At 69.2% G+C, this 17756-nt stretch carries 20 protein-coding genes; 17 read left to right on the top strand and 3 right to left on the bottom strand.

The genetic code is table 11. The features are described 5' to 3' along the window. Window positions 1-5 precede the first annotated feature (5 nt). Window positions 6-1595 carry a hypothetical protein gene (locus tag VO99_RS10060; RefSeq protein WP_046112899.1) on the bottom strand — a complete coding sequence of 530 codons (1590 nt, stop codon included), beginning with the start codon at window positions 1593-1595 and terminating at the stop codon, window positions 6-8. 255 nt (window positions 1596-1850) lie between these two features. On the opposite strand from VO99_RS10060, the gene VO99_RS10055 reads away from it, so the two are divergent. Genes VO99_RS10055 through VO99_RS10045 form a run of 3 tightly spaced genes read left to right on the top strand, consistent with a single transcriptional unit; the run spans window position 1851 to window position 4592 of the window. After that, window positions 1851-2624 carry a ferredoxin--NADP reductase gene (locus tag VO99_RS10055; RefSeq protein WP_046112727.1) on the top strand — a complete coding sequence of 258 codons (774 nt, stop codon included), beginning with the start codon at window positions 1851-1853 and terminating at the stop codon, window positions 2622-2624. 30 nt (window positions 2625-2654) lie between these two features. Further along, complete coding sequence (locus VO99_RS10050; protein WP_375136386.1) at window positions 2655-3359, top strand: TetR family transcriptional regulator; 705 nt, start codon at window positions 2655-2657, stop codon at window positions 3357-3359. Window positions 3360-3404: 45 nt separating this feature from the next. Then, the gene (locus VO99_RS10045) at window positions 3405-4592 is read left to right on the top strand and encodes an amidohydrolase family protein (protein WP_046112726.1); all 1188 of its coding nucleotides are present in this window, start codon (window positions 3405-3407) and stop codon (window positions 4590-4592) included. Between the two features lies 1 nt (window position 4593). Here the strand turns inward: VO99_RS10045 and VO99_RS10040 are convergent, their stop codons facing one another. Both VO99_RS10040 and VO99_RS10035 read right to left on the bottom strand, forming a co-directional pair. Next, window positions 4594-5361: a tetratricopeptide repeat protein gene (locus VO99_RS10040; protein WP_046112725.1), complete on the bottom strand. Its 768-nt coding sequence runs from the start codon at window positions 5359-5361 to the stop codon at window positions 4594-4596. A gap of 15 nt (window positions 5362-5376) precedes the next feature. Further along, a complete protein-coding gene (locus VO99_RS10035; protein WP_046112724.1) occupies window positions 5377-6048 on the bottom strand; it encodes a TetR/AcrR family transcriptional regulator in 672 nt (223 codons plus the stop codon). Window positions 6049-6167: 119 nt separating this feature from the next. Between VO99_RS10035 and VO99_RS10030 the strand changes: the two genes are divergently transcribed. The 14 genes from VO99_RS10030 to coaD all read left to right on the top strand — a co-directional run bounded on the left by VO99_RS10030 (window position 6168) and on the right by coaD (window position 17748). Further along, window positions 6168-7106 (top strand): ABC transporter ATP-binding protein, encoded by a 939-nt coding sequence (locus VO99_RS10030; protein ID WP_046112723.1) that lies wholly within the window; start codon window positions 6168-6170, stop codon window positions 7104-7106. Next, complete coding sequence (locus VO99_RS10025) at window positions 7103-7873, top strand: ABC transporter permease (RefSeq protein WP_046112722.1); 771 nt, start codon at window positions 7103-7105, stop codon at window positions 7871-7873. Before VO99_RS10030 ends, VO99_RS10025 begins: the two co-directional genes overlap by 4 nt. After that, entirely contained in the window at window positions 7870-9063 is a 1194-nt protein-coding gene (locus VO99_RS10020; protein ID WP_046112721.1) for a DUF3734 domain-containing protein, read from the top strand. The genes VO99_RS10025 and VO99_RS10020 overlap by 4 nt, the downstream gene beginning before the upstream one ends. Before the next feature lie 10 nt (window positions 9064-9073). Continuing rightward, window positions 9074-9352 (top strand): BolA family protein, encoded by a 279-nt coding sequence (locus tag VO99_RS10015; RefSeq protein ID WP_046112720.1) that lies wholly within the window; start codon window positions 9074-9076, stop codon window positions 9350-9352. A 96-nt stretch (window positions 9353-9448) separates the two neighbouring features. Beyond that, window positions 9449-10744, top strand: coding sequence for a UDP-N-acetylglucosamine 1-carboxyvinyltransferase (gene murA, locus VO99_RS10010; RefSeq protein WP_046112719.1), 1296 nt, complete (start codon window positions 9449-9451; stop codon window positions 10742-10744). After that, entirely contained in the window at window positions 10741-11382 is a 642-nt protein-coding gene (gene hisG, locus VO99_RS10005; protein WP_046112718.1) for an ATP phosphoribosyltransferase, read from the top strand. The genes murA and hisG overlap by 4 nt, the downstream gene beginning before the upstream one ends. Then, on the top strand, window positions 11379-12692 hold the full coding sequence (gene hisD, locus VO99_RS10000; protein ID WP_046112717.1) for a histidinol dehydrogenase: 1314 nt from the start codon (window positions 11379-11381) through the stop codon (window positions 12690-12692). Before hisG ends, hisD begins: the two co-directional genes overlap by 4 nt. Before the next feature lie 38 nt (window positions 12693-12730). After that, window positions 12731-13807 (top strand): histidinol-phosphate transaminase, encoded by a 1077-nt coding sequence (gene hisC, locus VO99_RS09995; RefSeq protein ID WP_046112716.1) that lies wholly within the window; start codon window positions 12731-12733, stop codon window positions 13805-13807. After that, window positions 13807-14409 (top strand): imidazoleglycerol-phosphate dehydratase HisB, encoded by a 603-nt coding sequence (gene hisB, locus VO99_RS09990; RefSeq protein ID WP_046112715.1) that lies wholly within the window; start codon window positions 13807-13809, stop codon window positions 14407-14409. The genes hisC and hisB overlap by 1 nt, the downstream gene beginning before the upstream one ends. A 2-nt stretch (window positions 14410-14411) precedes the next feature. Then, window positions 14412-15056, top strand: a complete 645-nt coding sequence (hisH, locus tag VO99_RS09985; protein ID WP_083440495.1) for an imidazole glycerol phosphate synthase subunit HisH — start codon at window positions 14412-14414, stop codon at window positions 15054-15056. 65 nt (window positions 15057-15121) lie between these two features. Continuing rightward, window positions 15122-15862: a 1-(5-phosphoribosyl)-5-[(5-phosphoribosylamino)methylideneamino]imidazole-4-carboxamide isomerase gene (gene hisA / locus VO99_RS09980; protein ID WP_046112713.1), complete on the top strand. Its 741-nt coding sequence runs from the start codon at window positions 15122-15124 to the stop codon at window positions 15860-15862. A 1-nt stretch (window position 15863) separates the two neighbouring features. Then, window positions 15864-16625 (top strand): imidazole glycerol phosphate synthase subunit HisF, encoded by a 762-nt coding sequence (gene hisF, locus VO99_RS09975; RefSeq protein ID WP_046112712.1) that lies wholly within the window; start codon window positions 15864-15866, stop codon window positions 16623-16625. Further along, window positions 16622-17200: a 16S rRNA (guanine(966)-N(2))-methyltransferase RsmD gene (gene rsmD, locus VO99_RS09970; protein WP_046112711.1), complete on the top strand. Its 579-nt coding sequence runs from the start codon at window positions 16622-16624 to the stop codon at window positions 17198-17200. The genes hisF and rsmD overlap by 4 nt, the downstream gene beginning before the upstream one ends. A gap of 44 nt (window positions 17201-17244) precedes the next feature. Continuing rightward, window positions 17245-17748: a pantetheine-phosphate adenylyltransferase gene (coaD, locus tag VO99_RS09965; RefSeq protein ID WP_083440494.1), complete on the top strand. Its 504-nt coding sequence runs from the start codon at window positions 17245-17247 to the stop codon at window positions 17746-17748. Window positions 17749-17756 lie beyond the last annotated feature (8 nt).

Raw genomic sequence — 17756 nt, 5'->3', positions numbered from 1 at the left:
CGTGCTCAGCCCAGCAGCGGCGGCGTGCCCAGCGGCCAGCCGTTGGCCTGCAGCGCCGGTACGTCGGCACGCCGGGTGGGTGCGCCGTCATGGTGCCAGGCACCTTGCCGCAGCGCCTGGCCGAGGCTGCGCACCGGCTCCATGTGGCCGCCCAGCCGCTGGTAGTCGTCCATCGTCATGCTGAACTCGATGGGCGCGACGATGGCCGGCGTGGGCACGGTGCCGAAGCTGTTGTCCGGCATGCGCATCACGTCCACCATCACCGTGATGCCGCCGCCCGCCCACACATAGGCCGGCGCGCCGCCGCAGGTCACGTTGACCAGCGCGTTCTTGATGGCGCGGGTGAGCAGCACCGGGTTCTCCGTCACGCCGGCACGCAGGCTGCCGCCGGCACCGCCGAGGAACATCACCGAGGTCATCGAGGGTTCGCAGTTCTCGCCGATGCGCTCGACCACGCGCTGCACCTCGGCGGGCATGGGCGCGGGCTGCGGCACCAGCTGCTCGTCCAGCACGAACCAGGCAGCATGCTCGCCGGTGGTTGACGTCATCAACAAGCGCAGGCCCGGCCAGGCGACGGCCGCGTCCCAGCCCTCGATGATGGACAGCGGCTCGGCGATGTCGGTGCCGCCCCAGCCGGTGCCAGGATTGGCCACCTGGAAGTAGCGCCCCGGCGTGGACTTGCGGCCGCGGATCTTCAGGCCCGAGGGCTTCATGTCCAGGCACTTGCCGGCCTGGTGCTCGGTGAGCACGCCGGTGATGTGGTCGTCCACCACCACCACTTCGTCGCACTGCCCCCAGAACTGCTTGGCAAAGATGCCGATGGTGGCCGAGCCGCAGCCCACGCGCATGCGCTGCTCCTCCACGCCGTTGACGATGGGCGCCCGGCCGGCCTGGATGGTGATCTGCGAGCCGCCGTCGATGCTCAGGTCCACCGGCTGCTTGTTGCCCAGCGCCTGCATCACCTCCACCGTGACGCGGCCCTCCTTCTTGCTGCCGCCGGTGAGGTGGTGCACGCCGCCCAGCGACAGCATCTGCGAGCCGTATTCGGCCGTGGTGACGTGGCCCACCACCTCGCCCTTGCAGCGGATGTTGGCCTGCTCGGGGCCCAGCCAGCGGTCGGTGTCGATCTTCACCTTGAAGCTGCAGTAGCTGAAGATGCCCTCGGTGACCACCGTCACCATGTCCACGCCGCGCGCCTGGCTGGCCACGATGAAGGGCGCGGGCTTGTAGTCGGGGTAGGTGGTGGACGAACCCACGCCGGTGACGAAGAAGTCGTCGCCGCTGGCCGCTTGCTCGGCCGGCGCGCTGCCGTCCAGCGGCAGCAGCGGCAGCGGTTCGCCGGCGGCGCGCGCTTCCACCGCGCCGCGTCGCAGGAACAGCACCGGGTCAACCCGCACCAGCACGCCCTCGGTGTTGGCATAGCGGTCGCACGCGCCCGTCTTGCCGGGCGAGATCTGGCACAGCACCGGGCAGGCGTTGCATTCGATCTTGCCGCTAGCCATGCGCTCGTTGCGCGGCCGCGCACGCTCCAGCACCTGCGGCACCGCAGGCAGGTCGAGGCCGGGCAGGCCGTCGGTCTTGGTGTGTTCGTTCATCGGACGCTCACGTGGGAAGTGCGCAGGTTCATCGTGGTGTGGCGGCAGCCCCGGGTGCAAGACGCGCGCCAGCATGTTCTTCTTGCGGCGCACCATCCGTGTATGTAGCATTCACTTAACAAGGATGTAGCGCAGGCTACATCGGGAGCCGAGTTGGTGCAATCGGGCGAAGCACGCACCGCCGCAGGGCAAAATCCCGGTCAGCCGCCGCCTTTCTTCCATCCAACCGAATCCACTTCGCAGCAGGAACTCTTCATGAGCGCTTTCCACGAAGAAAAGGTGCTGAGCGTCCACCACTGGACCGATCGCCTCTTCACCTTCACCACCACCCGCGACGCGGGCCTGCGGTTCTCCAACGGCCACTTCACGATGATCGGCCTGCGCGTCAACGGCAAGCCGCTGCTGCGTGCCTACAGCATCGTCAGCCCGAACTACGAGGAGCACCTCGAGTTCCTGAGCATCAAGGTGCCCGACGGCCCGCTGACCAGCAAGCTGCAGCACATCCAGGTGGGCGACACCGTGATCGTGGGCAAGAAGCCCACCGGCACGCTGCTGATCGACTACCTGCTGCCCGGCAAGCGCCTGTACCTGGTGGGCACCGGCACCGGCCTGGCGCCGTTCATGAGCATCATCCGCGACCCCGCCACCTACGAGAAGTTCGAGCAGGTGGTGCTGATCCACGGCGTGCGCCAGAAGGACGAGCTGGCCTACCACGACCTGGTGGCCGACCACCTGCCCAAGCACGAGTTCCTGGGCGAGATGATCAGCCAGCAGCTGCTGTACTACCCCACCGTCACCCGCGAGAGCTACAGGAACATGGGCCGCGTGACCGACCTGATGGTCAGCGGCAAGCTGTTCCAGGACCTGGGCGTGCCCAACATCGACCCCGCGGAAGACCGCGTGATGATCTGCGGCAGCCCGGCCATGCTGCGCGACCTGAAGCACCTGCTGGAGGAGCGCAAGTTCAAGGAAGGCAACACCACCACGCCGGGCGACTTCGTGATCGAGCGGGCCTTCGCCGAGCAGTGATCCGCTGACAGCCCAGCCGAGCCTTCCCGCGTGCCCACCAAGACCCTGCGCCGCCCCGCTGCCACACCCGCCCGCCGCACCGCGTCGGGCGCCGAGCGGCCGCCCGGCGTGCGCGAGCTGTCGGCCCGCGCCACGCGCGACAGCATCCTGAAGGCGGCCACCAAGGTGTTCGCCAAGCAGGGCTACGACGGCGGCAAGGTGGACCAGATCTCCAAGGCCGCGAAGTCCTACGACCGGATGATCTACTACTACTTCGGCAGCAAGGAAGGCCTGTTCGTGGCCGTGCTGGAGGAGTGCTATCGCCGCTTCAACGACGCCGAGGCCGAGTTGTCGATCGACGTGGCCAAGCCGGTGGAGGCGCTCACGGCGGTGATCCGCTTCATGTGGACCTACTACCTGAAGAACCCGGACTTCATCACGCTGCTCAACACCGAGAACCTGCACCGCGGCAAGCACATCGGCAAGAGCCTGCGGGCGCGCGAGTACTCGTCGCCTGCGGTGGACCTGATCGCCGGCATCCTGGCCAGCGGTGCGCAGCAGGGCCGGTTCCGCAGCGACACCGCCGCGCGCGACGTGTACCTGATGATCGCCGGCATGTCGTACTTCTACCTGTCCAACCGCTACACGCTGTCGGCCTTCCTCGGCGAGCCGCTGGACAACGCCGACGCGCTGGCGCACTGGGAACGGTTCGTCATCGACGCGGTGCTGCGCACCGTGGCCGCCGCGCCCGCATAGCGCCTTCATCCGCCCACCCGCCAACCGCGCAAAGGAGTACGTCGCATGGCCGAAGCCGCCGCATCCGCCCAGTCGGGCAAGGTCGTCATCCGCAACATCGGCCTGCTGTTGTCGGGCGACCTGGACCGACCCATCCTCGACGCCGACACCATCGTCATCGACGACGGCCTGATCACCGCGGTGGGCCAGGCCGCCGACTGCAACACCGAGGGCGCGACCACCGTGATCGACGCCCGCGGCACCTGCGTGGCGCCGGGCCTGATCGACAGCCACGTGCATCCGGTGTTCGGCGACTGGACGCCGCGCCAGGGCCAGCTGGGCTGGATCGATTCGTCGATGCACGGCGGCGTCACCACCATGATCTCCGCCGGCGAGGTGCACCTGCCCGGGCGGCCGAAGGACATCGTGGGCCTGAAGGCGCTGGCCATCACCGCGCAGCGAGCCTTCGACAACTTCCGCCCCGGCGGCGTGAAGGTGCTGGCCGGCGCGCCGGTGATCGAAAAGGGCATGACCGAGCAGGACTTCAAGGACCTGGCCGACGCCGGCGTGAAGCTGCTGGGCGAGGTGGGCCTGGGCTCGGTGAAAGCCGGCTACGAGGCGCAGCAGATGGTGGCCTGGGCGCGCAAGCACGGCATCCAGAGCACCATCCACACAGGCGGGCCGTCGATTCCCGGCTCGGGCCTGATCGACAAGGACGTGGTGCTGGAGGCCGACGCCGACATCATCGGCCACATCAACGGCGGCCACACCGCGCTGCCGGAGGCCCATGTGTGCGAGCTGTGCGAGAAAAGCAGCCGCGGCATCGAGATCGTGCACAACGGCAACGAGAGGGTGGCCATCGCCGCCGCGCAGGCCGCGATGCAGCTCAAGTGCCCGCATCGGGTGATCCTGGGCACCGACGGCCCGGCCGGTTCGGGCGTGCAGCCGCTGGGCATCCTGCGCATGGTGTCGATGCTGTCCAGCCTGGCGAACATCCCTGCCGAGCTGGTGTTCTGCTTCGCCACCGGCAACACCGCCCGCATGCGCCAGCTCAACTGCGGCCTGGTGGAGCCCGGCCGCGCGGCCGACTTCGTCTTCATGGACCGTGCGCAGCACACCGCCGGCCGCACGCTGCTGGAAAGCGTGCAGCTGGGTGACATCCCCGGCATCGGCATGGTGATGATCGACGGCCTGGTGCGCTGCGGCCGCAGCCGCAACACGCCGCCGGCCACGGAAATCCCCGTGGTGGTCTGATTCAGTCGTTCAGCTCGGCCCGCGCCCGGTCCACATGCAGCCGCTCGGCTGCGTCGGCCGGCGTGCAGGCCACGGCCTCGGCGCACAGCCGGTCGGCCTCCGGCAGGCGCTTCTCGCCTTCCAGCATCACCAGGCCCTTGGCGAATTCCAGCCGCGCCAGCGCGCTGTCGGGCATCAGCTTCAGCGCCTGGCGGAAGTGGCGCAGGCCGGCTTCCACGCTGGCGCCCTGGGTGCGGCCCAGCAGCGAGCCCACCTTGTCGATCACCTCGGCATGGAAGGCGCCCAGCACGATGTGCGCCTCGCCATGCGCCGGCTGCAGGCGCACCGCGGTGTCCAGGCTGGCGCGCACCTTGCTGCCCATGCCCATGGCCAGTGCCTTGGCCACGCTGATGCTCTGGCTGTAGCGGCCCAGGGCCGAGGCCAGCAGGTAGTGCGCATTGGCATTGGCCGGCTGCAGTGCGGTCAGGGCCTCGGCCCGTTCGGCCGCCTGCAGAAACAGCGCGATGCGCGCCGTCTCGCTGGGCTCCAGGTAGCTGGCGTAGGCGATCTGCGCCTTGGTGGCCGCGGTGATGCCGGCCCCTCCCGCGGCCATGCCCAGGTCGCGCGCGCGCTCGAAGTCACCGGCGTGGTAGCAGACCCAGGCCTGCAGCACCGCCTCGTCGGCGGGCAGCGGCTCCTGGTCGCCCTGGTGCAGGCGCAGCCACTGCGCGCGCAGCGTGTCCAGGTCGAATGCAAACAGGGGATGGGGATAGCCGGTCCACTGGCCCATGGCGTACTTCTCTCGTCAATGCAGGTCCGCTGTGGGCCGGACGGTGGCCCGGGCCAGCAGCTGCTGGCGCGCCGCCGCGCCCAGGTAGGGATGCAGCAGGCTCAGCACATGGTAGACCGCCCGCGCCAGCGTGGCCTCGGCCTGCTCCGGCTCCAGCGCACGGCGCGGGTCGCGCGCGTATTCGTGGTTCAGCCAGTAGCTCACCATGACCACCAGGCATTGGGCCAGCGGCGCCGCCTCCTCGCGGCCGATGGTCATGCACTGGTTGTGCACCAGGCCTTCCAGTGCGGTTTCCACCGCGCGGGCCTTGCGCTCCAGCACCGCCTGGAAGCGGGCCTCGACCATGCGGTTCTTCGACAGCAGGTCGTTCAGGTCGCGGTACAGGAAGCGGTACTCCCACGCCACGCCGAACAGCGCGTGGAAGAACTGCCAGGCGGTGTCCAACGAATGCACGCTGCCAGCCTCCGCCAGGCGTTCGGCCATCGCCAGCTCGTAGCGCTCGTACAAAGCGTTGATCAGCGTTTCCTTGGCGGGGTAGTGGTAGTACAGGTTGCCCGGGCTGATGCCCAGTTCCGCCGCGATCAGCGTGGTGCTGACGTTGGGCTCGCCGAAGCGGTTGAGCAGTTCGAGTGCCGCATCCAGGATGCGCTCGGCAGTGCGCCTCGGTTTCTTGGTGTGGGACTGCATGGCGGGCTTCGGGCTGTTGCGCCCACGCTAGCACCGCCTCGCGCGCTTGTTGATCGGGACAAAACCAGCCCATCCCCAGAATCACAAGGGCCGGGCCGCCTCCCTACAATCGCCGGCCCATGCCCGCCGTATCGTTCCAGCAAGTCGCCAAAACCTACCGGGGAGCCAGCGGCAGCTTCCAAGCCCTCGACGATGTCTCCTTCGACATCCAGGAGGGCGAATTCTTCGGATTGCTCGGCCCCAACGGTGCCGGCAAGACCACCCTCATCAGCATCCTGGCCGGCCTGAACCGCGCCACCTCCGGCCGCGTGACCGTGATGGGCCATGATGTCGTGGCCGATTACGCCGCGGCCCGCAAGGCGCTGGGCATCGTGCCGCAGGAGCTGGTGTTCGACCCGTTCTTCAGCGTGCGCGAGACCCTGCGCATCCAGAGTGGCTACTTCGGCGTGCGCAACAACGGCGCCTGGATCGACGAGCTGCTGGCCAGCCTGGGCCTGGCGGACAAGGCCGGCGCCAACATGCGCCAGCTGTCTGGCGGCATGAAGCGCCGGGTGCTGGTGGCGCAGGCGCTGGTGCACCGGCCGCCGGTCATCGTGCTGGACGAACCCACCGCCGGCGTGGACGTGGAACTGCGGCAGACGCTGTGGCAGTTCGTCGCACGCCTGAACCGCGAAGGCCACACCGTGCTGCTGACCACCCACTACCTGGAAGAGGCCGAGGCGCTGTGCAACCGCATCGCGATGCTCAAGCGCGGCAAGGTGGTGGCGCTGGACCGCACCGCCAACCTGCTGGCGGGCACCGCCAGCACCATGCTGCGCTTCAAGACCGACGATGCGCTGCCGCCGGCGATGGCCGCGCATGCGCGCGTCACCGGCCGCATCGCCCAGGTGACGGCGCACGACGCGGCCGAGGTGGAGCAACTGCTGGCGCAGCTGCGCGGGGCGGGCGTGCGCATCGAGGACCTGGAAATCGGCCGCGCCGACCTGGAGGACGTCTTCCTCGAGATCATGCAGGGCGCGCCCCAGGCTGCGGGCACGGGTGCGAAGGTGGCGGCATGAGTGCGAGCCTGTTCGCCGGCGCCCGCACGCTGCTCTACAAGGAAGTGCTGCGCTTCTGGAAGGTGAGCTTCCAGACCGTGGCCGCGCCGGTGCTCACCGCGGTGCTGTACCTGCTGATCTTCGGCCACGTGCTGGAGGACCATGTGCAGGTCTACCCCGGCGTGGGCTACACCAGCTTCCTGATCCCCGGGTTGGTGATGATGAGCGTGCTGCAGAACGCCTTCGCCAACAGCAGCTCCTCGCTCATCCAGAGCAAGATCACCGGCAACCTGGTGTTCCTGCTGGTCACGCCGCTGTCGCACTGGGCCTGGTTCGCGGCCTATGTGGGTGCTTCCGTCATCCGCGGCCTGGCGGTGGGCCTGGGCGTGCTGCTGGTCACCGTGTGGTTCGCGCCGCCGGCTTTCGTGGCACCGTGGTGGATCGTGGTGTTCGCCGCGCTGGGCGCCGGGCTGATGGGCTGCCTGGGGCTCATCGCCGGGCTGTGGGCCGAGAAGTTCGACCAGCTGGCCGCCTTCCAGAACTTCATCATCATGCCCATGACCTTCCTGTCAGGCGTGTTCTATTCGGTGCACTCGCTGCCCGCGGCCTGGCAGGCGGTCAGCCACCTGAATCCGTTTTTCTACATGATCGACGGCTTCAGGCATGGTTTCTTCGGCGTGGGCGACGTGTCGCCCTGGCTCAGCCTGGGCGTGGTGTCGGTGAGCTTCCTGGTGGTCAGCGCCGTGGCGTTGCGGCTGCTGGCCACCGGCTACAAACTCCGGTCATGAACCACACCGCCCCGCGCCCGCTGCCCTATGAACACATCGCGCTCGTGCTGCAGGGCGGCGGGGCCCTGGGTTCCTACCAGGCAGGGGTGTTCGAGGGCCTGTCCGAGGCCGGCATCCGGCCCAACTGGGTGGCGGGCATCTCGATCGGAGCGCTCAACAGTGCGGTGATCGCCGGCAATGCGCCCGAGCACCGCGTGGACCGCCTGCGCGAGTTCTGGCAGACCATCTGCCAGCCCGCCTTCGGCGCGCCCAGTGCCGACTGGCTCCAGGCCACCGCCGAGCAGGTGGGCGGCCCGCTGCGGGCGGCCTTCAACTCGATGGAAGCCACGCGCGCGATGCTGGAAGGCCAGCACGGCTTCTTCGTGCCGCGCCTGACGCCGCCGTGGTGGCCGCACCGCGCCTTCAGCGAGCTGAGCTGGTACGACGTCTCGCCGCTGAAGTCCACGCTGGAACGCCTGTGCGACTTCGACCGCATCAATGCCGGCGAGATGCGCGTCACCGTCTCCGCCGTCAATGTGCGCAGCGGCAACTTCGAGCGCTTCGACAACTCGCGCGGGCCGTGGAAGGGCCGGCTGCGGCCGGAGCACTTCATGGCCTCGGGCGCGCTGCCGCCGGGGTTTGCCGCCGTGGAGATCGACGGGGAAAGCTACTGGGACGGCGGGCTGGTGTCCAACACGCCGCTGGCCGAGGTGGTGGCCGAGACGCCGCGGCGCGACACGCTGGCCTTCCAGGTCGACCTGTGGAGCGCCGTCGGCCCGCTGCCGGCCAATCTCTACGACATCGAGGAGCGGCAGAAGGACATCCGCTTCTCCAGCCGCACCCGCGCCATCACCGACATGCTGGCGCGCGAACAGAAGCTGCGCGCGCTGCTGCGCGGCGTGCTGGCCAAGGTGCCGCCCGAGGCGCGTGCCGATTGCGAATGGTGCGCCGAGGCCGCGGTGGAAGCCTGCGACCGCAAGCTCAACATCGTGCAGCTGATCTACCGCGACAAGGAGTGGGACGGCCTGAGCAAGGACTACGAGTTCGGCCCGCTGACCATGCGCGAACACTGGGCCAGCGGCCTGGACGACATGCGCCGCACGCTGGCCCATGCCGACTGGCTGGCGCCGCCCACCAGCAAGGCGGCGGTGGTCACCCACGACGTGCACCGGGACAACGGCGCCGGCAGGATGCCGCGCCGCAGGCGATAATCCGCGGGCCATGGCCGAACCCACACCCCAGCAAGTCCGCGAATTCATCGCCGCCGGCCTGCCCTGCGAACACCTGGCCGTCGAAGGCGACGGTCGCCATTTCTTCGCGACCATCGTCTCGCCCGAATTCGAAGGCAAGAGCCGCGTGCAGCGGCACCAGCGCGTGTACGCCGCCCTGGGCGAGCGCATGCGCGAGGAAATCCACGCGCTGTCGATGAAGACCCTGACGCCCGCCGAATGGCAGGCCCAGCCGTCCGCCAGCCCCGCCGCCGAGCCCCACCGCCACTGATCGACCCCGCGGCATGCCGCGGGCGGCGGGCTGCCTCACCGTGCGTGTGATGGCCCGGCTGCCGGCGGCGGCGCCGCACAGCCAGCCACACTACACATGGACAAACTCCTCATCCGCGGCGGCCGCAGCCTCCAGGGCGAAGTGCGCATCTCCGGCGCCAAGAACGCGGCGCTGCCACAGCTGTTCGCTGCACTGCTCACGGCCGATCCGGTGCAGCTGGGCAACGTGCCGCGCCTGCAGGACACCAAGACCGCGCTGAAGCTGCTGCGCAGCATGGGCGTGCAGGCCGAGCAAAGCGAGAGCCGGCCCGACGAGGTGCGGCTGGACGCCAGCGACGTGGCCAACCCGGTGGCGCCCTACGACCTGGTCAAGACGATGCGCGCCTCCATCCTGGCGCTGGGCCCGCTGCTGGCGCGCTTCGGCACCGCCACCGTGTCCTTGCCCGGCGGCTGCGCCATCGGCTCGCGCCCGGTCGACCAGCACATCAAGGGCCTGCAGGCGATGGGCGCGCACATCGTGGTGGAGCACGGCAACATCGTGGCGAACGCACCCGGCGGCCGGCTGCGCGGCGCGCGCATCACCACCGACATGGTCACCGTCACCGGCACCGAGAACCTGCTGATGGCCGCCACGCTGGCCGAAGGCGAGACGCTGCTGGAGAACGCCGCCCAGGAGCCCGAGGTCACCGACCTGGCCGAGATGCTGGTGAAGATGGGCGCCAGGATCGAAGGCATCGGCACCGGCCGGCTGCGCATCACCGGCGTCGAGCGCCTGCATGCGCCCACCGGCGGCCACCGCACCATCCCCGACCGCATCGAGACCGGCACCTTCCTGTGCGCGGTGCTGGCCACCGGCGGCGACGTGACGCTGCGCGACACCTGCATCCACCACCTGGACGCCGTGGTCGACAAGCTGCGCGAGGCCGGCGCCGACATCACCTCCGGCGACGACTGGATCCGCGTGCAGGCCCGCGGCCGGCCGAAGGCGGTGGGCTTCCGCACCAGCGAGTACCCGGCCTTTCCCACCGACATGCAGGCGCAGTTCATGGCCGTGAATGCGGTGGCCGAAGGCGCGGCGCGCATCACCGAGACCATCTTCGAGAACCGCTTCATGCACGTGGACGAGATGAAGCGCCTGGGCGCCAACATCGAGGCCGACGGCCACACTGCGGTGGTGCAGGGCGTGGAAAGCCTGTCGGGCGCCAGCGTGATGGCCACCGACCTGCGCGCCTCCGCCAGCCTGGTGATCGCCGGCCTGGTGGCGCAGGGCGAGACGGTGGTCGACCGCATCTACCACCTGGACCGCGGCTACGACCGCATGGAAGTGAAGCTGCGCGCGCTGGGCGCCGACATCGAGCGCATTTCCGGCACGCCCGAGAAGGCCGCTGTATGACCGTGACGCTCGCACTGTCCAAGGGCCGCATCTTCGACGAGACGCTGCCGCTGCTGAAGGCCGCCGGCATCGAGGTGACCGAGGATCCCGAGACCTCGCGCAAGCTGATCCTGACCACCAACCGGCCCGACGTGCGCGTGGTGCTGGTGCGCGCCACCGACGTGCCCACCTACGTGCAGTACGGCGGCGCCGACATGGGCGTGGCCGGCAAGGACGTGCTGCTGGAGCACGACGGCAACGGCCTGTACCAGCCGCTGGACCTGAACATCGCCCGCTGCCGCATGAGCGTGGCTACCCGGGCCGACTTCGACTACGCCGCGGCCGTCAAGCAGGGCTCGCGCATCCGCGTGGCCACCAAGTACACCACCGTGGCCCGCCAGCACTTTGCCGACAAGGGCGTGCACGTCGACCTGATCAAGCTCTACGGCAGCATGGAGCTGGCACCGCTGACCGGCCTGGCCGACGCCATCGTCGACCTGGTGTCCACCGGCAGCACGCTGCGCGCCAACCACCTGGTCGAGGTCGAGCAGATCATGCCGATCTCGTCCCGCCTGGTGGTGAACCAGGCCGCGCTGAAGCTCAAGCGCGACATCCTCCGGCCCCTCATCGACGCCTTCGAATCCGCCATCCAGCCATGACACTCGCCCTCCGCCAGCTCGCCACCACCGCAGCCGATTTCGAAGCCGAGTTCCAGCGCGTGCTGCACTGGTCGGCCGAAACCGACCATGCGATCGAGCAGCGGGTGGCCGAGATCCTGGCGGACGTGCAGGCCCGTGGCGATGCCGCGGTGCTGGAATACACCGCGCGTTTCGATGGCCTGCAGGCGGCCACGGTCGCCGAGCTGGAGATCACGCGCGAAGAACTGAAGGCCGCCTTCGACGGCCTGCCGACGAAGCAACGCGAAGCCATCGAGTTCGCCGCCCGCCGCGTGCGCAGCTACCACGAGCGGCAGCTGCAGGCGTGTGGCCTGAGCTGGCAGTATCGCGATGAAGACGGCACGTTGCTGGGCCAGAAGGTCACGCCACTCGACCGCGTGGGCATCTACGTGCCCGGCGGCAAGGCGGCCTATCCGTCCAGCGTGCTGATGAACGCCATCCCGGCCCAGGTGGCCGGCGTGGGCGAGATCGTGATGGTCGTGCCCACGCCCAGGGGCGAGCGCAATGCGCTGGTGCTGGCCGCCGCCTACGTGGCCGGCGTGCACCGCGCCTTCACCCTGGGCGGCGCGCAGGCGGTGGGCGCGCTGGCCTATGGCACGGCCACGGTGCCGGCGGTGCACAAGATCACCGGACCGGGCAACGCCTATGTGGCCAGCGCCAAGCGCCGGGTGTTCGGCACCGTGGGCATCGACATGATTGCCGGGCCCAGCGAAATCCTGGTGCTGGCCGACGGCAGCACGCCGCCCGACTGGGTGGCGATGGACCTGTTCAGCCAGGCCGAGCACGACGAGCTGGCGCAAAGCATCCTGCTGTGCCCCGACGCGGCGTACATCGAGCGCGTGCGCGCCGAGATCGAGCGCCTGCTGCCCGGCATGCCGCGCCGCGACACCATCCGCGCCTCGCTGGAAGGCCGGGGCGCGCTGATCCACACCCGCTCGATGGAAGAGGCGTGCGAGATCAGCAACCGCATTGCGCCCGAGCACCTGGAAGTCAGCTCCAGCGATCCGCACCGCTGGGAGCCGCTGCTCAAGCATGCGGGCGCCATCTTCCTCGGCGCGTTCACGAGTGAAAGCCTGGGCGACTACTGCGCCGGGCCCAACCATGTGCTGCCCACCTCGGGCACTGCGCGGTTCTCGTCGCCGCTGGGCGTGTACGACTTCCAGAAGCGCAGCAGCCTGATCGAGGTGAGCGAAGCCGGCGCCCAGGTGCTGGGCCAGGTGGCCGCGGAACTGGCCTACGGCGAAGGCCTGCAGGCCCATGCACAGGCCGCCGAGATGCGCCTGAAGCGCTGAAGCCCGATGCCAAGCTCAATTCAAATGCCTGCCGCCGCATGAACACCTTGCCCGACCGAATCGCCCGAGTGCTCCGCCAGGACGTGCAGTCGATGCACGCCTACGCCGTGCAGCCCAGCGCCGGCTTCATCAAGCTGGACACGATGGAGAACCCGTTCAGCCTGCCCGAGCCGCTGCAGCAGGCGCTGGGCGAGCGCCTGGGCCGCGTTGCGCTGCACCGTTACCCCGCCGAGCGCGGCGATGACCTGAAGGCTGCACTGGCCCGGCATGCCGCGCTGCCCGAGGGCTGCGCGCTGATGCTGGGCAATGGCTCCGACGAGTTGATTTCGCTGCTGGCCATGGCCTGCGACGTGCCCGGCGCCACGATCCTGGCGCCGCTGCCCGGCTTCGTGATGTATGCGATGTCGGCCCAGCTGCAGGGGCTGCGCTTCGTCGGCGTGCCGCTGACCGCCGACTTCGAGCTGGACGAAGCCGCCATGCTGGCGGCCATCGCGCAGCACCAGCCGGCCATCGTCTACCTCGCCTACCCGAACAACCCGACCGCCAACCTGTGGAGCGACGAGGCCATCGAACGCATCATCCAGGCCGCACCCGGCCTGGTGGTGATGGACGAGGCCTACCAGCCATTTGCCGCGCGGGATTCGATGGCGCGGCTGGCCCGCTGGCCCCACGTGCTGGTGATGCGCACCATGAGCAAGTTCGGCCTGGCCGGGGTGCGCATCGGCTACCTGATGGGGCGCACCGAGCTGATCGAACAGGTCGACAAGCTGCGCCCGCCCTTCAACATCAGCGTGCTGAACGCCGAGGCCGCGCTGTTTGCGCTGGAGCATGCCGACGAGTACGCCCGCCAGGCCGCCGTCATCCGCGCCGAGCGCCAGCGGCTGATGGCCGCGCTGGCCGACATGCCCGGCGTGCGGCCTTTCCCCAGCGAGGCCAACATGATCCTGGTGCGGGTGCCCGATGCCAGCGCGTGGTTTGCCGGCCTGAAGCGCCACGGCGTGCTGGTGAAGAATGTGTCGGCCATGCACCCGCTGCTCGACAACTGCCTGCGGCTGACCGTCGGCACGCCCGACGAGAACACGCAGATGCTGCAAGCCCTGAAAGCCAACCTGTGATGGAAGCCAACCAAGCCCGCATTGCGGAAGTCAGCCGCAACACCAAGGAAACGCGCATCCGCGTGCGCGTCAACCTCGACGGCACCGGCGAGGCCAGGCTGAACACCGGCATCGGCTTCTTCGACCACATGCTCGACCAGGTGGCCCGCCACGGGCTGATCGACCTCGACGTGGAATGCGAAGGCGACCTGCACATCGACGGCCACCACACGGTGGAAGACGTGGGCATCACGCTGGGCATGGCGGTGGCGCAGGCCGTGGGCGACAAGAAGGGCCTGGTGCGCTACGGCCACAGCTATGTGCCGCTGGACGAGGCGCTGTCGCGCGTGGTGGTCGATTTCTCCGGCCGCCCGGGGCTGCACCTGCACATCCCGTTCACTGCCGGTGCGATCGGCGGCTTCGACACCCAGCTCACCTACGAGTTCTTCCAGGGCTTCGTGAACCATGCGCTGGTGTCGCTGCACATCGACAACCTGAAGGGCATCAACGCGCATCACCAGTGCGAGACGGTGTTCAAGGCCTTCGGCCGCGCGCTGCGCATGGCCATGGCCATCGACCCGCGCGCCGCGGGCGTCATCCCGTCGACCAAAGGGAGCCTCTGACCGTGGCCAGGACCGTCGCCGTCGTCGACTACGGCATGGGCAACCTGCGTTCGGTGTCGCAGGCGGTGATGCACGTCGCCGCCGGTACCGATGCGCAGGTGATCGTCACCTCGCACCCCGAGGAAGTGCGTGGCGCCGAACGCATCGTGCTGCCCGGCCAGGGCGCCATGCGCGACTGCATGCACGAGCTGCGCGCCTCCGGCCTGCAGGAAGCGGTGCTCGAGGCCGCCGCCAGCAAGCCGCTGATGGGCGTGTGCGTGGGCATGCAGATGCTGCTGGAGCACAGCGAGGAGCAGGACACGCCCGGCCTGGGCCTGTTTGCCGGCAATTGCCTGCGCTTCCGGCTTGAAGGCCAGAAGCAGCCCGACGGCAGCCGCTTCAAGGTGCCGCAGATGGGTTGGAACGAGGTGTTCCAGAAACCGCATGCGCTGTGGGCCGGCGTACCCGACGGCACCTACTTCTACTTCGTGCACAGCTTCTTCGCCCGCCCGGCCGACCCGGCGCACAGCGTGGGGGAAACGGAGTACGGCGCACGCTTTACCTCGGCGATAGCGCGCGATAACATTTTTGCCACGCAGTTTCACCCCGAGAAGAGCGCGGCCCATGGCCTGGCCCTCTATCGCAACTTCCTCTCCTGGAAGCCCTGACGTCTTCTCGCGCCGCAGCGCCTCGCGGCGTCCTCCCTCTTTTTCCTCCTCCAGTTGAACCCGTCATGCTGCTCATCCCGGCCATCGACCTGAAAGACGGCAAGTGCGTCCGCCTCAAGCAAGGCGACATGAACGACAGCACCACCTTCGGGGACAACCCCGCCGCCATGGCCCGGCGCTGGCTGGACGCGGGCGCGCGCCGCCTTCACCTGGTGGACCTGAACGGCGCCTTCGCCGGCAAGCCGGTGAACGAGCCGGCCATCCGCGCCATCCTGGCCGAAGTGGGCGACGAGATCCCGGTGCAGCTGGGCGGCGGCATCCGCGACCTGGACACCATCGAGCGCTACCTGGACGACGGCCTGTCGTACGTGATCATCGGCACCGCCGCGGTCAAGAACCCCGGCTTCCTGAAGGACGCCTGCAGCGCCTTCGGCGGCCACATCATCGTGGGCCTGGACGCCAAGGACGGCAAGGTGGCCACCGATGGCTGGAGCAAGCTCACCGGCCACGAGGTGATCGACCTCGGCAAGAAGTTCGAGGACTACGGCGTCGAAGGCATCGTCTACACCGACATCGGCCGCGACGGCATGTTGAGCGGGGTGAACATCGAGGCCACCGTCAAGCTGGCGCAGGCCCTCACCATCCCGGTGATCGCTTCCGGCGGCTTGAGCGACCTGGCCGACATCGAACGCCTGTGCGCGGTGGAAAGCGAAGGCGTGGAAGGCGTCATCTGCGGCCGCTCGATCTACACCGGCTCGCTCGATTTCGCCGAGGCCCAGCGCCGCGCCGACGAACTGGCGGCCTGACGTGCTGGCCAAACGCATCATTCCCTGCCTGGACGTCACCGGCGGGCGCGTCGTCAAGGGCGTCAACTTCCTCGAGCTGCGCGACGCGGGCGATCCGGTGGAAATCGCCGCCCGCTACAACGAGCAGGGCGCCGACGAGCTCACCTTCCTCGACATCACCGCCACCTCCGACGGCCGCGACCTCATCCTGCACATGATCGAGGCGGTGGCCTCGCAGGTCTTCATCCCGCTGACGGTGGGTGGCGGCGTGCGCACGGTGGAAGACGTGCGCCGGCTGCTCAACGCCGGGGCCGACAAGGTCAGCTTCAACTCCGCCGCCATCGCCAATCCGCAGGTGATTCGCGACGCGGCCGACAAGTACGGCTCGCAGGCCATCGTGGTCGCCATCGACGCCAAGGCGCGTGAGAACGGCGCCGGCTGGGACGTCTACAGCCATGGCGGCCGCAAGAACACCGGGCTCGATGCGGTGGACTGGGCCTTCCGCATGGCCTCCCTGGGCGCGGGCGAAATCCTGCTCACCAGCATGGACCGGGACGGCACCAAGGCCGGCTTCAACATCCCGCTCACCCGCGCGGTGAGCGACGCGGTGGACGTCCCCGTGATCGCCTCCGGCGGCGTCGGCACGCTGGAGCACCTGTGCGAAGGCATCCAGCAGGGCGGTGCCGATGCGGTGCTGGCGGCCAGCATCTTCCACTACGGACAGCACACCGTGGCCGAAGCCAAGGCGCTGATGCGCCAACGGGGCATTCCCGTGCGCGCATGACGGCGGGCAAGGCGCCGGCGCGCCGCCAGCCGCCGCACGAGGTGCGCATCGTCGGCGGGCAATGGAAGCGCAGCAAGCTGCCGGTGCTGGACAAACCCGGCCTGCGGCCCACGCCCGACCGGGTTCGAGAAACCCTCTTCAACTGGCTGGGCGGTGACCTCACGGGCTGGCGCGTGCTGGACGCCTTCGCCGGCAGCGGTGCGCTCGGCTTCGAGGCCGCCTCCCGCGGCGCCACCGAGGTCACGCTGCTGGAGCGCGACCGCGATTTGCTGCGGCTGCTGCGGCAGGCGCAGCAGCGACTGTCCGCCACCGCGCTGTGCATCCAGCAGGCCGACGCGATGGCCTGGATGGCGCGCGGTGCGCCGGGTGCCTTCGAGCTGGTGCTGCTTGACCCGCCCTTCGATGCCGGCCTGGCGGCGTCGGCCATTGCGGTGGCCGCGCCGCTGGTGGCGCCGGCCGGGTGGCTGTACCTCGAAAGCGGCGAGCCCCTGGCGGAGGTGCCCGCCGGCTTCCGCCTGCACCGCCAGCTGCGCGCCGGGGCGGTGCATGCCCAGTTGCTGCAGCGCGACAGCTAAACTGCCCGGCCGACGACCGGGATCGACCCCAAGGAGAGTGCCGCGTGACCACCGCGAAGCGACTGACCGCCGTCTACCCCGGCACCTTCGATCCGATGACGCTGGGCCATGAAGACCTGATGCGTCGCGCCAGCCGCCTGTTCGAGCGGCTGATCCTGGCGGTGGCGGCCGGCCATCACAAGCGCACGATGTTCAGCGTGGACGAGCGGCTGGAGATCGCCAAGGAACTGGCCGCGCCGTACCCGAACGTGGAAGTGATTGCCTTCCGCGGCCTGCTGCGCGACTTCGTGGTGGACCACGGCGGCAGCGTGGTGGTGCGCGGCCTGCGCGCGGTCAGCGACTTCGAATACGAGTTCCAGATGGCCGGCATGAATCGCCAGCTGATGCCCGACGTGGAAACGCTGTTCCTCACGCCGAGCGATCAGTTCCAGTTCGTCAGCGGCACCTTCGTGCGCGAGATTGCCACCCTCGGCGGTGATGTCTCCAAGTTCGTGGCACCCTCCGTGCTCCGACGACTCCAGACCCGCGTGGCCCAGCCCCGCGAATAGAACGCAGG

The organism is Aquincola tertiaricarbonis, assembly GCF_000969605.1.
Taxonomy (GTDB): domain Bacteria; phylum Pseudomonadota; class Gammaproteobacteria; order Burkholderiales; family Burkholderiaceae_C; genus Aquincola; species Aquincola tertiaricarbonis.
The sequence above is the reverse complement of the archived record's forward strand: the minus strand, read 5'-3'. Positions and strand labels throughout refer to the sequence as shown.